The 19,050-nt window shown below is 44.4% G+C and carries 11 protein-coding genes; 4 read left to right on the forward strand and 7 right to left on the reverse strand.

The window, feature by feature from the left end:
• Positions 1-24: 24 nt before the first annotated feature.
• Positions 25-2,334 carry a hypothetical protein gene (locus WD077_13580; GenBank protein MEX0968266.1) on the reverse strand — a complete coding sequence of 770 codons (2,310 nt, stop codon included), beginning with the start codon at positions 2,332-2,334 and terminating at the stop codon, positions 25-27.
• Positions 2,335-3,027: 693 nt separating this feature from the next.
• On the opposite strand from WD077_13580, the gene WD077_13585 reads away from it, so the two are divergent.
• Entirely contained in the window at positions 3,028-3,564 is a 537-nt protein-coding gene (locus WD077_13585; GenBank protein ID MEX0968267.1) for an RNA polymerase sigma factor, read from the forward strand.
• Positions 3,561-4,988, forward strand: coding sequence for a T9SS type A sorting domain-containing protein (locus tag WD077_13590; protein MEX0968268.1), 1,428 nt, complete (start codon positions 3,561-3,563; stop codon positions 4,986-4,988). Before WD077_13585 ends, WD077_13590 begins: the two co-directional genes overlap by 4 nt.
• Positions 4,989-5,131: 143 nt before the next feature.
• Here WD077_13590 and WD077_13595 read toward each other — a convergent pair whose 3' ends face one another.
• From WD077_13595 to WD077_13605, 3 genes are read right to left on the reverse strand one after another with little or no spacing between them, the layout of a single operon-like run.
• A complete protein-coding gene (locus WD077_13595) occupies positions 5,132-5,926 on the reverse strand; it encodes an undecaprenyl-diphosphate phosphatase (GenBank protein ID MEX0968269.1) in 795 nt (264 codons plus the stop codon).
• 25 nt (positions 5,927-5,951) lie between these two features.
• Positions 5,952-6,230 carry a DUF3098 domain-containing protein gene (locus tag WD077_13600; protein ID MEX0968270.1) on the reverse strand — a complete coding sequence of 93 codons (279 nt, stop codon included), beginning with the start codon at positions 6,228-6,230 and terminating at the stop codon, positions 5,952-5,954.
• 16 nt (positions 6,231-6,246) lie between these two features.
• The gene (locus WD077_13605; GenBank protein ID MEX0968271.1) at positions 6,247-7,116 is read right to left on the reverse strand and encodes a permease-like cell division protein FtsX; all 870 of its coding nucleotides are present in this window, start codon (positions 7,114-7,116) and stop codon (positions 6,247-6,249) included.
• 212 nt (positions 7,117-7,328) lie between these two features.
• On the opposite strand from WD077_13605, the gene WD077_13610 reads away from it, so the two are divergent.
• Both WD077_13610 and WD077_13615 read left to right on the forward strand, forming a co-directional pair.
• A complete protein-coding gene (locus WD077_13610) occupies positions 7,329-8,120 on the forward strand; it encodes a hypothetical protein (protein ID MEX0968272.1) in 792 nt (263 codons plus the stop codon).
• Positions 8,121-8,178: 58 nt separating this feature from the next.
• A complete protein-coding gene (locus tag WD077_13615; protein MEX0968273.1) occupies positions 8,179-10,137 on the forward strand; it encodes a helix-hairpin-helix domain-containing protein in 1,959 nt (652 codons plus the stop codon).
• 335 nt (positions 10,138-10,472) lie between these two features.
• On the opposite strand, the gene WD077_13620 is transcribed toward WD077_13615, so the two are convergent.
• Genes WD077_13620 through rpoB form a run of 3 tightly spaced genes read right to left on the reverse strand, consistent with a single transcriptional unit; the run spans position 10,473 to position 18,987 of the window.
• On the reverse strand, positions 10,473-10,820 hold the full coding sequence (locus tag WD077_13620; protein ID MEX0968274.1) for a DUF3467 domain-containing protein: 348 nt from the start codon (positions 10,818-10,820) through the stop codon (positions 10,473-10,475).
• Between the two features lie 23 nt (positions 10,821-10,843).
• The gene (gene rpoC, locus WD077_13625; protein MEX0968275.1) at positions 10,844-15,157 is read right to left on the reverse strand and encodes a DNA-directed RNA polymerase subunit beta'; all 4,314 of its coding nucleotides are present in this window, start codon (positions 15,155-15,157) and stop codon (positions 10,844-10,846) included.
• Positions 15,158-15,177: 20 nt separating this feature from the next.
• The gene (rpoB, locus tag WD077_13630) at positions 15,178-18,987 is read right to left on the reverse strand and encodes a DNA-directed RNA polymerase subunit beta (GenBank protein ID MEX0968276.1); all 3,810 of its coding nucleotides are present in this window, start codon (positions 18,985-18,987) and stop codon (positions 15,178-15,180) included.
• Positions 18,988-19,050 lie beyond the last annotated feature (63 nt).

The raw sequence follows: 19,050 nt of genomic DNA on the forward strand, positions 1-19,050 counted from the left end.
TGTGTATCCCGTTAGCTTGAGAAATTAATGGAGTTTCTTCATATGGGGAATTACATCAAACGTAAAATTAAAGGATGGAATTGGATTTACTTCCACAGAAATAGAGTCAGACACAAAACATCCAAGTGTATCAGTGAATTCATATCTTAAATCATATATTCCTTCGCCTGCAACAACAGGATCAAATTTATTGGCTGACACGGCAGGACCGGACCAAATCCCCCCGGCAGGCGTACCCTCAAGAACTAGGAGCTCTGGATAGAGACAAATTGCTGTATCATTACCAGCAAACACTGAAGGTGATGGCCAAACGTTGACTATTACTCTATCTGTATTCAGGCATTGGCCTAAATAGCTATACGTCAAATAATGCGTTCCCGTCCCCGCATTTGCCGGGAAAAATCTATTTCCGCTTACGCCAGGACCGGCCCAAGTCCCACCTGTTGGTGTAGCTGAAAGAATATGTATGGGTGCGTCTTCGCAAATATTAAAATTAGCTTCTGCAACGACCTCTGGTAGCGGCTTAACTTTAACCACAACCGTATCAGAACCTTCACAGCCGTTACCATCAGGAAACTCATATATAAGTTCATGAAAACCCGTATCTGCAACTCCAGGACTGAATTTATTGCCGCTATGCACGCCTGTTCCATTCCAACTTCCACCAGTGGGCAGTCCTACCAACGTCACCGAACTTTCATTCAAACAAGCTTCAAAATCTTTTCCTGCATAAACCGGGTTTAGGCTGAAAACACCGACTATAACCGAATCTGTTATTTGGCAATTACTATCATCAGTAATTAAAACCGAAATGGTGTCATCATTAATAGCTTGTAAATTAACAAAGGATAAAGTATCAGCAGTACTCCATAAATATGAATAAGGTGCTTTACCTCCAGAGGCCAATGCAGAAATTCCGACACTATTTCCCGGGCAAACCATGGTGTCTGATGAAACCTGAATTTCAAGCTGTGTTGTATTATAATTTATCGTAGTGGAATCAAAAAACAAAAGACAACCATTCCCTGAATGTATTTTTAAATAAGCCTTATAGTTACCAACACCGGGATAAATAAATTCAGGAGTCCTTGTGGAGTCTGCAAAGCCGGCTTCTCCATACCATTCGAATGACAATTCCGATCTCGCAGTATCAGTATTGGCCGAGAATTTCATAATCCCGCAATCATTATATGCGGTTATTGACGCATTAGCGGGAGGGTCATTATGAATCACAATATTATAAGCATAATCCCTGATCCCCAAAACATCGCAATGATTATCCTTTACCCTCGCCACAACAATATAGGGCGTAGCGCGCACATCTGATGAATCAGGAATCCATTTGAAGGATGCTGACTGCCTTCTGCCAGGATTAATAGTATAATTCGCCCCGGGTATATACTCGTTCCATTCAATAAATGTGGTGTCCGAAAAGGTGTTACCGTCAGAAGAATAAATACTGAAATCAATTGAATCACCAAGGCAAACTTCTATTTTATAATCCTGGGTATTGTTTATACCTGAAAGGGTAGGTATGCTATTGGCGCCAAAGTTATCCGTCCAAATGGTGAATTCCCTGGAAATCCTCCCAATCACTGTATCATTCCTAATCTCTGTAGCTTCTAATTTTATAATATGCTTTACACCACCAATAGGTCTGTAAATCATGCTGCCAGTTATGCTGTCAAGATCGAAACCTGCTAAACTGGTTTGAACAGGATCATTATAAGGGCGTCCTGAAGTGTGTGCAGTATTTTCATCCTCTAAATAAGGTGCAAGCTTATAAATGACAGTATCACCATCCACATCATAACCTCCCAGGTTTATCCGTGCCTGTTCGTTCAGGTAAAGCAATGAAGGATGTATAAAACTAAACTGAACCGAATTATTTCCGCCCAAGGCACATTTATCCAAAAAAGCATCAATATAGAAAGGCTTATTGTTAAAATTCAAATTCCTGCCACCTACCTTATAATAAGAGAAAATAACATCACAACAGCCAAACGCTGAAAGGTCTACTGTATCTTGATATACCCTTTCTATCGTTCCAATATAGCAAGCGCTTCCGCAAACGCAGGCACTCTTGCAAACTGGTGATATGACGGATGACGAAACCAAAGGGAGGGAAAAAATTGCAGTATCACAACTTGTTTTCGCCTTCAAATTCAAATAAGAATCCTGCCCTTGTGGGCAAGATAAATATACCCTCAGCGTAAGAAGGTACTTTTCACCGCCCAGCTTTGAATAGGTTATTTCTGCTCCTTCAACATTAGCCAGGGATTGACCATTTGACATTAGCAGAATGAAAAACAACAGAAGTAGCAGTTTTTTCATATTGAGTCGTATTTGTAGATCATTAAACTTAAATAATAATTTTTTAGTTCTCTTAATATTGAAAAAATCATGTAGGGCAAGATATCCCCCGCATGATTTTATATAACATTGTTAACTAAAGCTTTAGAGACTTAACCGTTTCTATTGTACCGCAGAAATCACAATTTACTGACAGAATCAGTCCTGAGATATTTCAGTGCCGTACATTTCACGGATATGACCGACAATATCCCGGTAACCCAGGCCAAGGCTATATAACCGTCTGCCGTTTCTCTACCAGTTCCGAATCAAAGCAACTTTTTCGGTCCTGGGGGGCGCCATATCAACCGAGCCGGCTGAACTCCTGATGGTCTTGCTGCCGTTGCGCTTGTTGCCCTGGCTGTGACCTGCCTCATTCAGGTGATCTCCATCTCTGCTTCCAATGTTTTTTCTATAAAGCTTTTAAGCATAGGGGAAAAAGCCCCATCCTTCCCAAATTGAGCAACACTTTCCTTACAGATTCTTTCCCGGAAGTCTTCATCTTCATGAAGTAAATACCGCTTCTTAAATTCTGTACGGAAATCATTTCTGTTTTTGTTTCAGAAACTTTTTCCTGTCAAGTCCATCAATTGATAAGAATTATTTTTACTTTCTTGCAACTTTTCTCCACCCTTGTGGCACTTACTCCCGAATCAAGGAAATCTAACATTCTGCGTGGCATCTGAAACTAATGAAAATGAAAAGGCAACGGCAGCTTTTTTCCGGCTATATGAGCCGGTACATGCTAACTTGAATCATTTTGTGAAAGCGATGATGCACAATTCGGATGACGCAAAGGATATAATTAGCGACACAGTATTGACGGCAGCGGACAATTTTGGCAAGCTCCGGAATCAGCAGGCTTTTTTAGGATTTCTGTTTGGTATAGCCAGCAGGCTCATTAAACGACATTACCGTAAAAATAAACAAACCACGGAATTGCTCAAGAGTGAACATGACACATTACATAGCGCAGAAAATGCTCCCGGCAGTATTGACGCAGCCATTTTACGGCAGGCGCTGGAGGAACTGCCCCCGGAGCAAAGAGAGGCAGTGGTGCTATTTGAACTAATGGGATTTTCATTAAATGAAATTGTAGAGATACAGCAAAGCAGCCTTTCTGCGGTAAAATCGAGGGTGGCGCGAGGCAGAGAAAAGCTGCGAAAACTACTCACCGACAAAGAATCAGCAACCAAAAGCCGGAAAAAATGAAAGAGGAAAACGCTGACATATTGAAACGATATTTCCATGCATTGCAGGAAGAAGCGCCCCTGGTGCCACTGGAAGAAGTGAAGGAATTAATTAATAACAGGACTTCAGAAAAGAAAAGATTGCCCCAACCATTTTTTAACAATTTAAAATTCTGGATTATGACAAGCTTAATTTTAGTTTTAACAACAACGTTATTTCTTTCAGGCTTTTTTGAACAAAAGCCCCTGGAAAATCGCCCTGTAGAAGAGGTGCCACAGAAAGTAATGCCTGATACAGACAAGCCGGAATTAACACAAGGATTTCCCATAAAGGGAATGAAGATGACCAAAGAAGAATTGGCGGATAAGGTGGCGGAGGATTCTTTGAAAATCTCAAATCCTACTAAACCTGTAGTGTATCAGAAAAATGCTGGACAAGAAGTCGGACAAGAAGCATCGTCAGAGATAGCTGACGATGGTACTCCTGACACAATGAAAACAAAACAATCCAGCACTTCGGTTTTAGAAAAGCCAAATGGTATTGATATTAGTGGAATTCCCTTTCTTGAATTAGCGCCAAAAGCGCTTGCATTATTGGGAATTGAGGTTTATAATAAAGAAATTTATTATGCCAATGAGAGCTGGCCTTTTATCTCTGCATTTTATCCCAGTGGTAGCCGACATGACTTTCTGAGTTCAAAGAATAAATTTTTGAGTGAACTTTCATTTATTGATTCTGCTAATTTGCCTTCTCTTGCACCAGTATTTATTTCAGACTATACCGGCAACACTGTACTTTCTTCCTATGATCCCGAAGAGGTTGAGAAAGAATTAAAAGAAGATTTTATTTCATTCTCAAAAGAAAAGGATAATTGGCAAGAGCATAAAGACATGATGAATCGCTATTATTCCAGAAAGCTCAACAGCTACCTCGGTATCCTAGTCCGTTCAGGCGCTGATCCTCTCCATCCTGACTCAAATGGATATCATCCTGATTTAATTTTCTGGTATGAGGTAAATGAAGAATTGCTAAATGCCCTGCCCAAAGAAACTGCTGAAAAGGTACGCCAGGATTATAGCAGCTTATTTTCACCCGAAATGTTTATTACCGGGAAAACAAATGCTACTGCTACCAATCAAAGCTGTACCTACTTCGAATCATGCAAAAATCGGAAAGGCGCGTTTCAGGAATTGTTCGTAAACCCAAATCCATTTACGGAGCAAACGCACCTTACCCTCACCTCCACTGAGGAAAGGCGAGTGACGATCCGGATTTATTCCATCCAGGGAAAATTGATGGCTACGGTGTTCAAAAATGTTTTACAACCGGTTGGTAAAAAGGAATATCTGCTACAATTACCCCATTCCGGGAAAGGAATTTATCTTATTTCCGTGACCACTGACCATGGTGAAATACTCTCTCAGCGTTTAATTAAACAGAACTGATTTTTAGTGAATAGTTCCTTTAAATACCGGATAATAAGTTCAAGAATTCGTTTTTTCAGAATTGAAAAATAACGGAATAAGCCCAATAAGCATTTATGAAGCGCATCATAAAAATTCACTTCTTCAATCAAATGATTCGTTGCCTATAAAAACAACCCGCCCAGGATAGCGATGATGCCGACAAAAGCACAATAATATCCGAACCAGGAAATCTTGCCTCTGCGTACAATGGTGATCATCCAGGTGCAGGCTACCATTCCCGCTACGAAGGCTGCGAGAAAACCGGCCACAAGCGGGGCCGCACCAATGCTGCCGGGATCGGGTGCATCAAAGAGGTCTTTGGCCTCAAGAGCCGTGGCGCCAAGAATGGGCAGCAGCACCATGAGAAATGAAAAACGGGTGGCGCGTTGCTTATCCACGCCCAGGAGCAGCGCCACACCAATGGTTGAGCCGGAGCGAGAGATACCCGGCAGGATGGCTATAGTTTGTGCCAGGCCAATAATCAATGCACGGGGGAAATTTACTTTTTTGTCATGCACCTTTACGAGGGAGGAGAGAAACAGGATGGCTGCAGTGAACAACAGCATGGCCCCAACAAAAATTATTTTTCCTTCAAACAGGGTTTCAAGTTCGTCTTTGAAAAGCAGCCCTACAATTCCCACGGGAATCATGGATACGACAATTTTAGCGATAAACTGCGTTTCCTCGTTCCATTTAAATTCAAAAAATCCTTTGATCAGGCCCCAGAGGTCTTTTCTGAAAACCACGATGGTGCTAAGTACGGTGGCGAAATGTACGAGAACCGAAAAAGCAAGGTTATCAGTGGTTTGTACGCCCAAAAGTACCTTGCCTATTTCGATGTGGCCACTGCTGCTGACGGGCAGGAATTCCGTCAATCCCTGGATTATTCCGAGGATCAGGGCTTGAATTACCGACATATATTTATGATGGGTTTAATTGACCTTAGTCGTCCACCTTTTTCAGGATCGCATAGATCTCGAAACAGAAGCCGAAAATGACGACAATAGGAGCGAGGGTGACTTTGCGAAAGCTGTAGATGTCTTCCGTACCGGCCATGAGGGTGAATCCAATGATGATAATAATAAAACCAATTGCCAGGAGAATGTAGTTCTGCCGGCCAAATGCAAAGCCGAGATGTTCAGGAGACTGTTGCGGGCCAGGGCCGGGTCGAACCTTGTCCATGGGCTTTACTGTCTTTTTAATTGCTTTCTTTTGTGACATTTAAATTCTTTGTGTTTTAATACAACTCGTCAAGCTTGAGCCGCAAATATCTGTTGAGCGCAAAATAACTGCTAATCCATGTGATAATCAAACCAAGAAAAACAATCGCAGCAAAAAGTATGAGCAGGTACTCATAGCGCTGCACAAACTCAGTTACCGGTATGTAATCACTGATGCCGTAAATGAGCAGCACGAGCAGCCCCACGGCAATGATGCTTCCCAGCAATCCATGAAAGATTGCCTTTGCCATAAAGGGCCTGCGAATGAAGCCGGGCGTAGCTCCCACAAGCTGCATGCTTTTGATAAGAAATCTTTTGGAAAAAAGCGTAAGCCGAATCGTGTTATTGATGATGGTAACCGCAATGATGAGAAAGAGGAGTGAAAAAACGCCAATGATCAGAGCCGCATTGCGCCAGATGGAATCCAGCCGGGAGATGAGCAGCCGCTGGTAGTTTACTTCGCGCACCAGCGGATTGGCTTCCAATTGTTGAATGATGGCTTCGAGGCTGTCAGAAGTCGCGAAGTCTGCATTAAAATTCACCACAATAGATGCAGGCAGAAAATCGTAGCCTACCATTTCTGCCGGATCTTCATCCAGCTTTTCCCGCATCAGGTCGTTGGCCTCTTCGCGCGTTACATAGCGTGTGGTTTTTACAAAAGGTTCCCGCTCCATTTCCTTGCGGATCCGCAGCATATCGGGTTCATTTACCCCATCTTTAAAGTATACGCTGAATTCAACGTTTTCACGCAAATAATTCTTCAACTGGTTTGCATAGATCACGATGATGCCAAAAAGGCCCAGCATGAACAGCACAAGGGTAATGCTGATCACGGTTGTGAAATAGGATACGCGTTTTCTCCTTACAGGTCTTGGTTTCGTGGCCAATGGATAAAAAGGTTTTTAACGCAGCAAAGGTAATATTCTGGAAAGAGTATAAAGGGCAGGGATCGGCAGCAAATCCATGTACTTAATTTCATAGTTGCGTTTTTTTAATTTTCTAAAAAAAGGAGTGAATTATTTGGCTCTCAATTTTTTGGGTTAAAATTTAAATTATAAAAAATATTTACTTTAGCTCCATGTTCAGAGCCATCCTTTTTATGATTCTTCTCTTACCTGCCTTGCTGAGGGCACAGATTACTCCCGTGGATGCCTACACGGCAGGCCTTGCAGGGAGCAGCCTGGGCAGTGAGGATCACTGGGCAGCTTTGCAAAATCAGGCGATGCTTTCGGAGGCAGAAGGCTTTTCCGCAGGATTGAGCACTTTCCGGCTCTATGGCCTGGCGGAGCTGACCGGTGGCGCAATGGCCGCAGCGATACCGGTAAAGGAAGTTGCAGTAATTGGTGCCAATGCTACATTCTTTGGCAACCAATATTTCACTCAATACCGGGTAGGATTAACAGGCGCAAGGAAATTCGGAAAGGTGCGGGCCGGGCTGCAGATCAACTGGATGACCAGCAACTGGCAGGGCTACGGAAGCGAATCAACTATCTACGCAGAAGCAGGCTTGGCTTATCAGGTGGAAGAACGGCTGATCATCGCTGCGCATATTTCCAATCCTGCATTATATGGAACCACCCCTGAAGAAGTACCGATGGTACCCATGAAATTTAATGGCGAAGGGCGCTATGAATTTTCAGAAACCATGCGGCTGATGGCAGGAATTGAAAAATCAATGGGCTATCCTGCGCGGGGGCGGGTTGCCTTTTCTTACAAGCCTGCCCAAAAGCTGGAACTTTATGCCGGTATCCTCACTTCGCCCGCAAATTCCAGTTTCGGACTGAACTACGCACTGAATAAGCTGCGGCTGGATCTCTCTTTTTCGCTGCACCAGCAACTGGGCCTCACTCCATACCTCACGCTGAATTACTTCGACAATATTGAGAATTGAAGTAATTATGATGCATTCGTTCTCACAGATTTATTTTTTAAAAACTTCGTTTCTGAAGTTGATTATAGTTTTAACCTCAGTTGTTTTCTCTTTAAATTTAAAAGCTCAGGAAACGAAGGATGAAATAATCAGTGAGATCATTGAGCAGTATCTTGAGAATGCCGATGAAGATATTGATTTTGCGGAGTTGGAACTGGATCTGAAATATTTTGCAGAAAACCCGCTCGATTTAAATGAGGTGGAACGTGAGGAATTGCAACGTCTGCGTTTCCTTACGGAACTCCAGATCAATTCCATTTTGAGCTATCGTCAGCAATTCGGGCTGTTCATGCATATTTTTGAGTTGCAGGCGGTGAGGGGCATAGATCGGGAAACCTGGCATTACTTACGTCATTTCGTAAGCCTGAAATCAGAAGGCGAACCGCAAGCTCTTCGGCTGCGGGATTTCTATCGTATTGGCCGGCATGAGTTGATGCCGCGCTACACACGCATTTTGGAGCAACAGAGAGGTTATGATCCTGATGATCCCAAATATCTCGGAAGTCCGGATTATCTCAGGTTTCGATATCTCTATACGCTGGGTACGCGGGTGAGCTACGGGATTACAGCCGAAAAAGATGCCGGTGAAGAATTCTTTCGGGGATCACAAAAAAGTGGCTTTGATTATTACTCCGCGCATCTTTTTGTCCAGGATGTGGCGGGGCTGGATAAAATAGCGGTAGGCGACTACCAGTTCCAGGCGGGGCAGGGGTTGATCATGGCCTCCGGGCTGGGATTCGGAAAATCGCCAGATGTGGTAAATATCGCCAGAAGTGCGCGCGGCCTTCTTCCTTATCGATCAGCAAACGAAAACCAGTTCCTGAGAGGAGCAGCCGCTACCGGCAGTTTCGAGAATCTGGAAGCAACTGCATTCTTTTCCTATAAAGCGGTAGATGGAAATCTCGATGCAACGGATACACTGGACGAAGAGGAATCAAAGTTTGCATCCCTTAATTATTCAGGATACCACCGCACGCCAGGCGAGTTTGCCGATAAAGACGCGCTGCAGGAAACAGTATTTGGCGGCAACCTGATATACCGGCCTAATAGCGGTGCGGCCATTGGTGCCACCGCTCTCCGCACCAGCTACGATCTGCCGCTGCAACCCTCCGGTCAGCCTTATGATATGTTCGACTTTTCCGGTACGCAGTTCTCCAATTTCTCGGTTGATTATAGCTGGCTGTACCGCAACTTTTACTTTTTTGGAGAGGCTGGAGTGGATGGGAATTTCACACCAGGGTTTCTTTCGGGAGTATTGTTGAGCCTGAGCAATCATGTGGATGGGGCAGTAGCGTATCGCCATTATCCAAAGAATTTCCAGGCTTTGTATGGCAATTCAATGAAGGAAAGCGGCAGAGTAATGAACGAACGGGGCGTTTACGTTGCAACGCAAATAAAGCTGTTGCCAAAGGTTCAGCTAAGAGCGTATGCCGACCATTATCGTTTTCCCTGGCTGCGCTACCGGGTGGACGCACCTTCTCACGGAAATGATTATCTGGTGGAACTTAGCTACACTAAGCGCAAGCATTATGAAATGTACCTGCGCTACCGTGATGAAACGAAACAGCAGAATACCCCATCCGAATCAAATTCATTGAACGTCTTGCAGGATATAAGGAGACGCAGCCTCCGGTATCATTTCAAAATTGACGTGAGTAAATGGTGGAATTTCGCTTCCCGAATAGAATTGAGTCGCTTTGATCAGGAGGAGGCAGCGCCCTCTAACGGGTTTCTGTGCTACCAAAATGTGGGTTACCGGATTCCACGCAGCCGCTGGACTTTCCGGGCCCGCTATACTTTTTTTGATATTGAGGATTTTAATGCGCGTATCTATACGTTTGAGAATGACGTATTGTATGCTTTTTCCATTCCCTTCTTCCAGCATGAGGGCCTTCGGTATTACATTCTCACAAAATATCAAATGAACCGGTATATTAGTTTTTGGCTCCGTTTTGCAAGGACGCGGCTTTATAATTAATCCACAATTGGCAGTGGACTCAATCAAATAGATGCGCCTCATCGCTCAGAAGTGAAAGTGCAGATGCGGGTGAGGTTTTAAAATGTGGCTACGAAAAACAGGAGTAGACACGAAGGCTCAAAGGCACTAAGGCTTTTATTTGGAAATAGACACGAAGGCTCAAAGGGCACTAAGGGGCACGAAGACTTTTGTTTGGAAATAGACACGAAGACTCAAAGGGCACTGAACTCCTTTGGGTAAACCTTTGCGTTCTCTGCCGTTAAAATTTAGGTAAAAATATAAAGGCTGTCACCCGTTCGAGGGACAGCCTTTATTTTGATGTGGAAGAAAACTCCTTATGCTTCGGAAGTAGGACCGCCAAAATTCATTGGAATGCCTTCAAAGCTCATGTCTTCGTCTATCTTTCCATGTGAATTTTCATACTTCGAGATGTTATCAGACATTGCTTTTAACAGTCGCTTGGCATGAACTGGCGTGAGCAGAATGCGGCTTTTCACCTTAGCTCTTGGCACGCCCGGCATCACGCGGATAAAGTCCACGATAAACTCAGTGTTGGAATGGGTAATAATGGCCAGGTTGGAATAAATTCCTTCTGACACCTCTTCACTGAGTTCAATGTCCAGTTGATTGCCTTTTTGCTGCTGTGGCTGCTGTTTCGGCTTGCTATCTTCCTTGTTACTCATGATTTTTCTTTGATTTAAAATATTTATTCAGCTTCTTCCTCTTCGGCTCTTACTGACATCAATTGTTCATATTCTTCTCTGGAGCCAACAATAATGTTATCATATTGGCGCATACCCGTACCTGCGGGAATCTTATGGCCCACGATCACATTTTCCTTCAGTCCTTTGAGGTAATCAGTTTTACCACTTATGGCAGCTTCATTCAGCACCTTAGTAGTTTCCTGGAAAGAAGCAGCGGAAAGGAAACTCTGCGTACCAAGACTTGATTTGGTGATACCCTGCAACAGTGGCCTGATGGTAGCTGCCACAGCATCTCTTGCCTCTACCTGCTTCATGTCTTTGCGTTTCAGATAAGAATTCTCTTCCCGCAATTGTCTGGTGTTAATGATCTGTCCGGGTTTCAGATTAGCTGAATCCCCGCCTTCAATCACTACTTTCTTATCATAGATCCAGTTGTTCTCTTCAATTACGCTGAATTTGTCCACTGCATCTCCTTCAAGAAATCTTGTGTCACCAGGATTCTCTACGGCTACTTTCTGCATCATTTGCCTGACGATCACCTCAATGTGCTTGTCATTGATGCCTACACCCTGAAGCCGGTATACTTCCTGAATTCCATTAAGAATATACTGCTGTACTGCAAAAGGACCTTTAATGCTGAGAATATCCGCAGGCGTGATGGCCCCGTCAGAAAGTGCTTCTCCAGCTTTAATAAAGTCATTTTCCTGCACCAGGATGTGACGGGAAAGAGGCACGAGATACTTTTTCTGTTCGCCATCCTTGCTTTCGATCATGATTTCACGGTTACCCCGTTTAATGCCACCGAAAGATACCACACCATCAATCTCAGAAATGACAGCCGGGTTGGATGGATTCCGTGCTTCAAACAACTCGGTTACCCGTGGTAAACCACCGGTAATGTCCCGTGTTTTGGCAGTTGCCCGTGGAATTTTTACCAGGATCTGTCCGGAGAATACATCCTTGCCGTTGTCCACCATGATGTGGGCACCCACCGGAACATTATATTCTCTCAGTACTTCATCCTTGTTATCCACTACTTTTATGGAAGGAATCCGTGTTTTATCTCGCAGTTCAGTTATAACTTTCTCCTTGTGACCGGTTTGTTCGTCTGATTCTTCCCGGAAGGTGACACCTTCAATGATATTCTCAAATTTGATCTTTCCTTTAAATTCAGAAAGGATTACGGCATTGTATGGATCCCATGAACAAATCCTGTCACCCTTCTTCACCTTCTGGCCGGTCTTTACAAAAAGCTGAGATCCGTAAGGAATATTGTTGGTGCTCAGGTAGCTCTTTGTTTTTGGATCAACGATTCTCACCTCTCCTGAACGACCAAGGACTACCGTTGAAGTTTTAGCTTTATTATCGTCAGTCAGGTTCAGCACCTCGGTGGTTCTCACACCTTCAAATTCCACAATACCGTCAAACTTCGCCAGGATCTGGCTCTCAGAGGCAATCTTTGAAGCCGTACCCCCAACGTGGAAAGTACGGAGTGTAAGCTGCGTACCTGGTTCACCAATGGATTGGGCTGCAATTACTCCTACTGCTTCTCCCTTTTTCACCATTGATCCGGTGGAAAGATTACGACCATAACATTTTTCACAAACGCCATGACGGGTTTCGCAAGTTAATACCGAGCGGATTTCAATGTTATCCAGCGGACTTTCCTCAATTGCCGTGGATATTTCTTCGGTAAGTTCGCTACCGGCCACAGCTATAAGATCCCCGCTTATGGGATCGAAAATGTCATGAAGTGCGGTACGTCCCAGGATTCGTTCATAAAGGGTTTCAACTACTTCTTCATTATCCTTTAAAGCAGAGGTACTAAGTCCTCGTAAAGTTCCACAGTCTTTTTCTCTTACTACCACGTCCTGAGCTACATCATGCAGCCTCCGAGTTAGATAACCGGCATCTGCTGTTTTCAAGGCAGTGTCAGCCAAACCCTTTCTTGCACCGTGTGTAGAAATAAAATATTCCAGTACCGAAAGTCCCTCCTTAAAGTTGGAAAGGATTGGGTTCTCAATGATTTCACCACCTCCGCCTGAAATGTGCTTTCTCGGTTTTGCCATGAGGCCCCGCATTCCGCCAAGCTGCCGGATTTGCTCTTTGGAACCCCGTGCACCGGAATCGAGCATCATATATATCGGGTTAAAGCCTTGTTTATCTTCAGACAAGTGGCGCATGAGATTTTCTGTTACCCGGTTCGTGATGCGGGTCCAGATGTCAATTACCTGATTATATCTTTCATTGTTAGTGATAAAACCGTTGTAATAGTTGTCCCATATTTCATCTACTTCTTGCTGAGCTTCTGCTATTAGTTCTTCCTTTTCTTTTGGAATCGGAACATCTGAAAGATTGAATGACAAGCCCCCTTTGAATGCGTAGTGAAATCCAAGATCTTTTATATCATCAAGAAAACGGGCTGTTCTTGCAAGACCTGTTTCTTTATAGATTCTGCCTATAATCTCCCGCATGTTTTTCTTGGTTAGGAGAATATTGATATATCCAACTTCATCCGGTACGATTTCATTGAATATAATTCGGCCAACGGTGGTTTCAATAAGCTGGTATTCAAGGTTTCCATCCTTGTCCTTTAACTTTACCCTTGCCTTTATGTGAGCATGCAGGTCAACCTTCTGCTGATCGTAAGCAATTAATACCTCTTCAGAAGAGTAGTAAACTCCGCCTTCGCCTTTTACGGCATCATTCCGAAGGTTCTTCTTTCCTTTTGTAATGTAATAAAGGCCCAGAACCATGTCCTGAGATGGTACGGCAATTGGGCTGCCGTTAGCCGGGTTCAGGATGTTGTGTGAAGCCAGCATCAGGAGTTGGGCTTCTAAAACTGCGGCATTGCTCAACGGAACGTGGATGGCCATCTGGTCACCGTCAAAGTCAGCGTTGAAGCCTGTACATACCAACGGGTGCAGTTGAATAGCTTTTCCTTCCACCAGTTTTGGCTGGAAGGACTGGATGCCCAGCCTGTGCAGCGTAGGTGCCCGGTTAAGCATAACCGGATGAGCCTTCAGAACATTCTCAAGGATCTCCCAGATTACAGGGTCTTTGCGATCTACTATTTTCTTTGCAGATTTTACGGTTTTTACAACGCCTCTTTCAATCAGTTTCCTGATAACGAAAGGTTTGAAAAGCTCTGCTGCCATTGCCTTGGGAAGGCCGCACTCATGCAACTTCAGCGTTGGACCCACTACGATTACAGAGCGGCCAGAGTAGTCTACCCGCTTACCGAGCAGGTTTTGGCGAAATCGCCCCTGTTTTCCTTTCAGCATATCGCTGAGGGATTTCAGCGGGCGGTTGCCTTCTGTTTTTACAGCGCTGATCCTGCGTGAGTTATCAAAAAGAGAATCCACCGCTTCCTGCAACATCCTTTTTTCATTTCTGAGGATTACTTCAGGCGCTTTAATTTCCATCAGTCGCTTCAGGCGGTTATTCCTGATAATTACCCTGCGGTAAAGATCATTAAGGTCAGAAGATGCGAACCGGCCACCATCCAAAGGCACTAAAGGTCTTAATTCAGGTGGGATAACAGGCAGCACTTTGATGATCATCCATTCCGGACGGTTCTCAAATTTAGCATTGGCTCTCCTGAAGCTTTCAATAACCTTCAGGCGTTTCAGTGCTTCATTCTTCCGTTGCTGCGAGGTTTCATTATCCGCCTGGTAACGGAGTTGGTAAGAAAGCTCATCGAGTTCTAGGCGGGCAAGCAATTCTATCAAAGCTTCGCCTCCCATTTTAGCGATGAACTTGTTGGGATCGTTGTTATCCAGCAGATGGTTTTCTTTTGGTAGGCTATCCATAATCTCCAGATACTCTTCTTCCGTGAGGAAGTCCAGTTTGGAAATGCCATCACCTTCTTTGATCCCCGGCTGTATCACTACATATCTTTCGTAATAAATGATCAGTTCCATTTTCTTGCTAGGCAATCCGAGCAGGTAACCGATTTTATTAGGAAGTGATTTAAAATACCAGATGTGGGCAACGGGAACCACAAGATTAATGTGTCCCATGCGCTCTCTGCGCACTCTCTTTTCAGTAACCTCTACACCGCAGCGATCACAAACGATCCCTTTGTAGCGGATCCTTTTGTATTTGCCGCAGTGGCATTCGTAGTCTTTTACCGGCCCGAAGATCCTTTCACAGAAAAGGCCTCCCATTTCCGGCTTAAATGTCCGGTAGTTAATGGTTTCCGGCTTCAGTACTTCACCGTGCGACCATTCGAGAATGGTTTCCGGAGAAGCTAAGCTGATTGTAACAGACTTAAAGTTGCTATTTAATTTTTGCTTTTCTCTTCTGAGTGACATGTGGTTCTCCTGTTTTCAGGTTAATCTAAGTTAAGTTGAAGTGCCAGTCCTTTCAGTTCGTGGATAAGTACATTGAAAGACTCAGGAATACCAGGATCGGGAAGATTATCGCCCTTCACGATGGCCTCGTATGTTTTAGCTCTGCCGATAATGTCGTCAGATTTAACGGTAAGCACTTCCTGCAAGATGTTAGAGGCACCAAATGCTTCTAGCGCCCACACCTCCATTTCACCGAAACGCTGTCCACCAAACTGGCTTTTACCGCCAAGTGGCTGTTGCGTAATGAGTGAGTACGGTCCGATAGAGCGGGCGTGCATCTTATCATCTATCATGTGGATGAGCTTAAGCATATAAATCACACCGACCGTTGTGGGCTGATCAAAGCGCTCACCACTCATTCCGTCAAAGAGATACGTTTTCCCGTGTTGCGGCAGTTTCGCATCCTTAATGTATCCATTGATCTCATCAATAGAAGCTCCATCAAAAATCGGAGTAGCGAATTTTACTCCCAGCTTTTTACCGGCCCAGGCCAGGACTGATTCGTAGATCTGCCCCAGGTTCATCCGGGAAGGTACACCCAACGGGTTCAGCACGATATCCACCGGAGATCCGTCCTCAAGGAACGGCATATCTTCCTGCGGAACTATCTTGGCAACCACACCTTTGTTTCCATGTCGGCCTGCCATTTTATCGCCTACCTTCAGCTTCCGCTTCTGCGCTATATAAACTTTCGCAAGTTTCAATACTCCAGCAGGGAGTTCATCTCCTATCGTAATGGCGAACTGTCTTCTCTTAAAGCGGCCCACTTCTTCATTCACTTTCCGCTTATAGTTCATCAACAACCTTTTTACCAACCCGTTCTTGTTTTCATCTGTAGTCCAGTCGTTTGGATCAACAAGCGAATAATCAATTTTAGCCAGTAATTTTTGGTTGAATTTTGATCCTTTTGGAATTAATTCTTCACCATAAATATTCTTGATGCCCTTAGTGGTTTTATTGCTCAGCACGGTCATCAGCTTCTCCACCAGCATATCCTTGATGGAAGCAATATTTTTTGAGTATTCGGCCTCAAGCTTTACCAAGAGTGCTTTGTCCTTGTCTTTGGAGCTTTTATCCTTTTTAGCCCGCTCAAAAAGTTGTTTTTTAATAACATACCCTGTAACGGAAGGAGGCACTCTCAGAGAAACATCCTTAACATCACCTGCCTTTTCACCAAAAATAGCACGCAGTAGTTTTTCTTCAGGAGATGGTTCTGTTTCACCTTTCGGAGTGATTTTGCCGATGAGAATATCGCCTTCTCTTATTTCCGCACCAATACGGATCAATCCGTTTTCGTCCAGATTTTTTGTGGCTTCTTCGCTAACATTGGGAATGTCATCCGTGAATTCTTCGGTCCCTCGCTTTGTATCCCGAACATCTAATTCATATTCCTGAACATGGATAGAGGTGAAGAGATCCTCACGCACCACGCGTTCGGATATTACAATTGCATCTTCAAAGTTGTAACCCTGCCAGGGCATAAAGGCCACCATCAGGTTACGGCCAAGTGCCAACTCTCCTTTTTCGGTAGCAAAACCATCCACCAGAATCTGGCCTGCTGAAACCCGGTCACCTTTTTTGACAATTGGCTTGAGGTTAATTGCGGTGTTCTGGTTGGTTCTCCTGAATTTAATCAGATCATAGGTTTTTGTATCACCCTCAAAATCGAGCAATTGCTCTTCTTCACTTTTATCATATCGTACAATGATCTTGGCTGAATCGGCATATTCCACCACGCCATCATGTTCGGCTGTAGCCAACATTCTGGAATCACGCGCAATGCGGCCTTCAATACCAGTACCTACAAATGGAGCTTCAGGACGGAGCAATGGCACGGCCTGCCGTTGCATGTTACTACCCATGAGCGCACGGTTGGCATCATCATGTTCCAGGAAAGGGATAAGCGAAGCCGCGATGGAAACGATCTGGTTTGGAGACACGTCCATGAAATGAACCTGCTTGTCGTCAACAATCAGGAATTCACCTCCCTGGCGTACTTTTACTTTATCGTTGGTAAACTTGCCATCTTCTTCCAGCGGAGCGTTTGCCTGTGCGATGATCTTATCATCCTCCTCCTCAGCACTGAGATAATGTACAGTTCCTGTGGTCTGAACTACGCCTTGCTGCACTTCGCGATAGGGCGTCTCAATAAAGCCCATGCTATTGATCTTTGCATATACGGAGAGTGAGGAGATCAAACCGATATTCGGACCTTCCGGTGTTTCGATGGTACAGAGGCGGCCATAGTGTGTATAGTGAACATCACGCACTTCAAAACCTGCGCGCTCACGCGAAAGTCCACCTGGCCCGAGGGCAGAAAGTCTTCTCTTGTGCGTAATTTCTGCCAGCGGATTGGTTTGATCCATGAACTGGCTGAGCTGGTTGGTTCCGAAAAATGAATTAATGACCGAGGAAAGCGTCCTGGAATTGATCAGGTCTGTGGGCGTAAATACTTCGTTGTCGCGAACGTTCATCCTTTCACGAATGGTTCTTGCCATACGCGCCAGGCCCACTCCAAACTGGGTGTAGAGCTGCTCGCCCACGGTTCTTACCCGCCTGTTGCTCAGGTGGTCAATATCGTCAACATCCGTCTTTGCATTGCTTAAGCGGATCAGGTATTTTATGATCGAAATGATGTCCTCTGTGGTGAGTACCCGTACATCCGAGGAAATTGTGAGCCCAAGTTTTTTATTGATCCGGTAACGGCCTACATCACCCAGGTCATAGCGTTTGTCGCTAAAAAACAGCCTGTCAATAATACCGCGGGCGGTTTCCTCATCCGGTGGATCAGCATTTCTGAGCTGGCGATAAATATGCTCCAACGCTTCTTTTCCGGAATTGGAAGGATCCTTTTGAAGCGTATTATAAATGATCTCATATTCACCGGCATCTGTGTCTTCCCTGTGAAGAATTACGGATTTGACACTTGCGTTCAGGATCAGATCAATATGATCTTCCTGCAGCACCGTGTCGCGCTCAAGGATAATCTCATTTCTTTCTATTGAAACTACCTCACCGGTATCTTCATCCACAAAATCCTCAATCCATTTCCTAAGAACCCTTGCTGCAAGTTTACGCCCCAATACCGATTTGAGTTTGGTCTTAGAAACCGCCACCTCTTCTGAGAGACCAAAGATCTCAAGAATGTCTTTATCAGATTCGAAACCGATAGCGCGGAGAAGCGTGGTGACCGGGAACTTTTTCCTTCTGTCAATATAGGAAAACATCACGTTATTGACGTCCGTGGCAAATTCCATCCATGATCCCTTGAAAGGAATGACCCGTGCGGAATAAAGCCGGGAACCGTTGGTATGGAAGCTCTGGCTGAAAAATACTCCCGGAGACCTGTGGAGTTGAGAAACGATGATCCTTTCAGAACCATTGATAATGAAAGTACCTCGGTCGGACATATAAGGGATGGTACCTAAATATACATCCTGCACGATGGTTTCAAAATCCTCGTGTTCTTCATCTGTGCAATATAGCTTCAGCTTTGCCTTGAGCGCTACATTATATGTAAGTCCGCGTTCAATGCATTCTTCCACTGAATATTTAGGAGGATCAATAAAATAATCGAGAAATTCCAGAACGAACAGGTTTCGTGCATCTGTGATGGGGAAATTCTCGGTAAATACTTTATATAACCCTTCGTTAATTCTTTGGTCAGGACTGGTTTCTAATTGAAAAAAGTCGTGGAACGACTGTACCTGTACCTCAAGAAAGTCAGGATAAGCAAGCGCATTTTCATCTTCAGCGAAGCTTATTCTGCTGGTTTTTATAGTGTCTTTCAAGGTGGTAAAATTTTAAATAAAGTGAAACTGGAATGCAATTGCCCCAAAACAGGAAAAGACCTG

The sequence above is a fragment of the Bacteroidia bacterium genome (assembly GCA_040880525.1).
Lineage (GTDB): Bacteria > Bacteroidota > Bacteroidia > CAILMK01 > JBBDIG01 > JBBDIG01.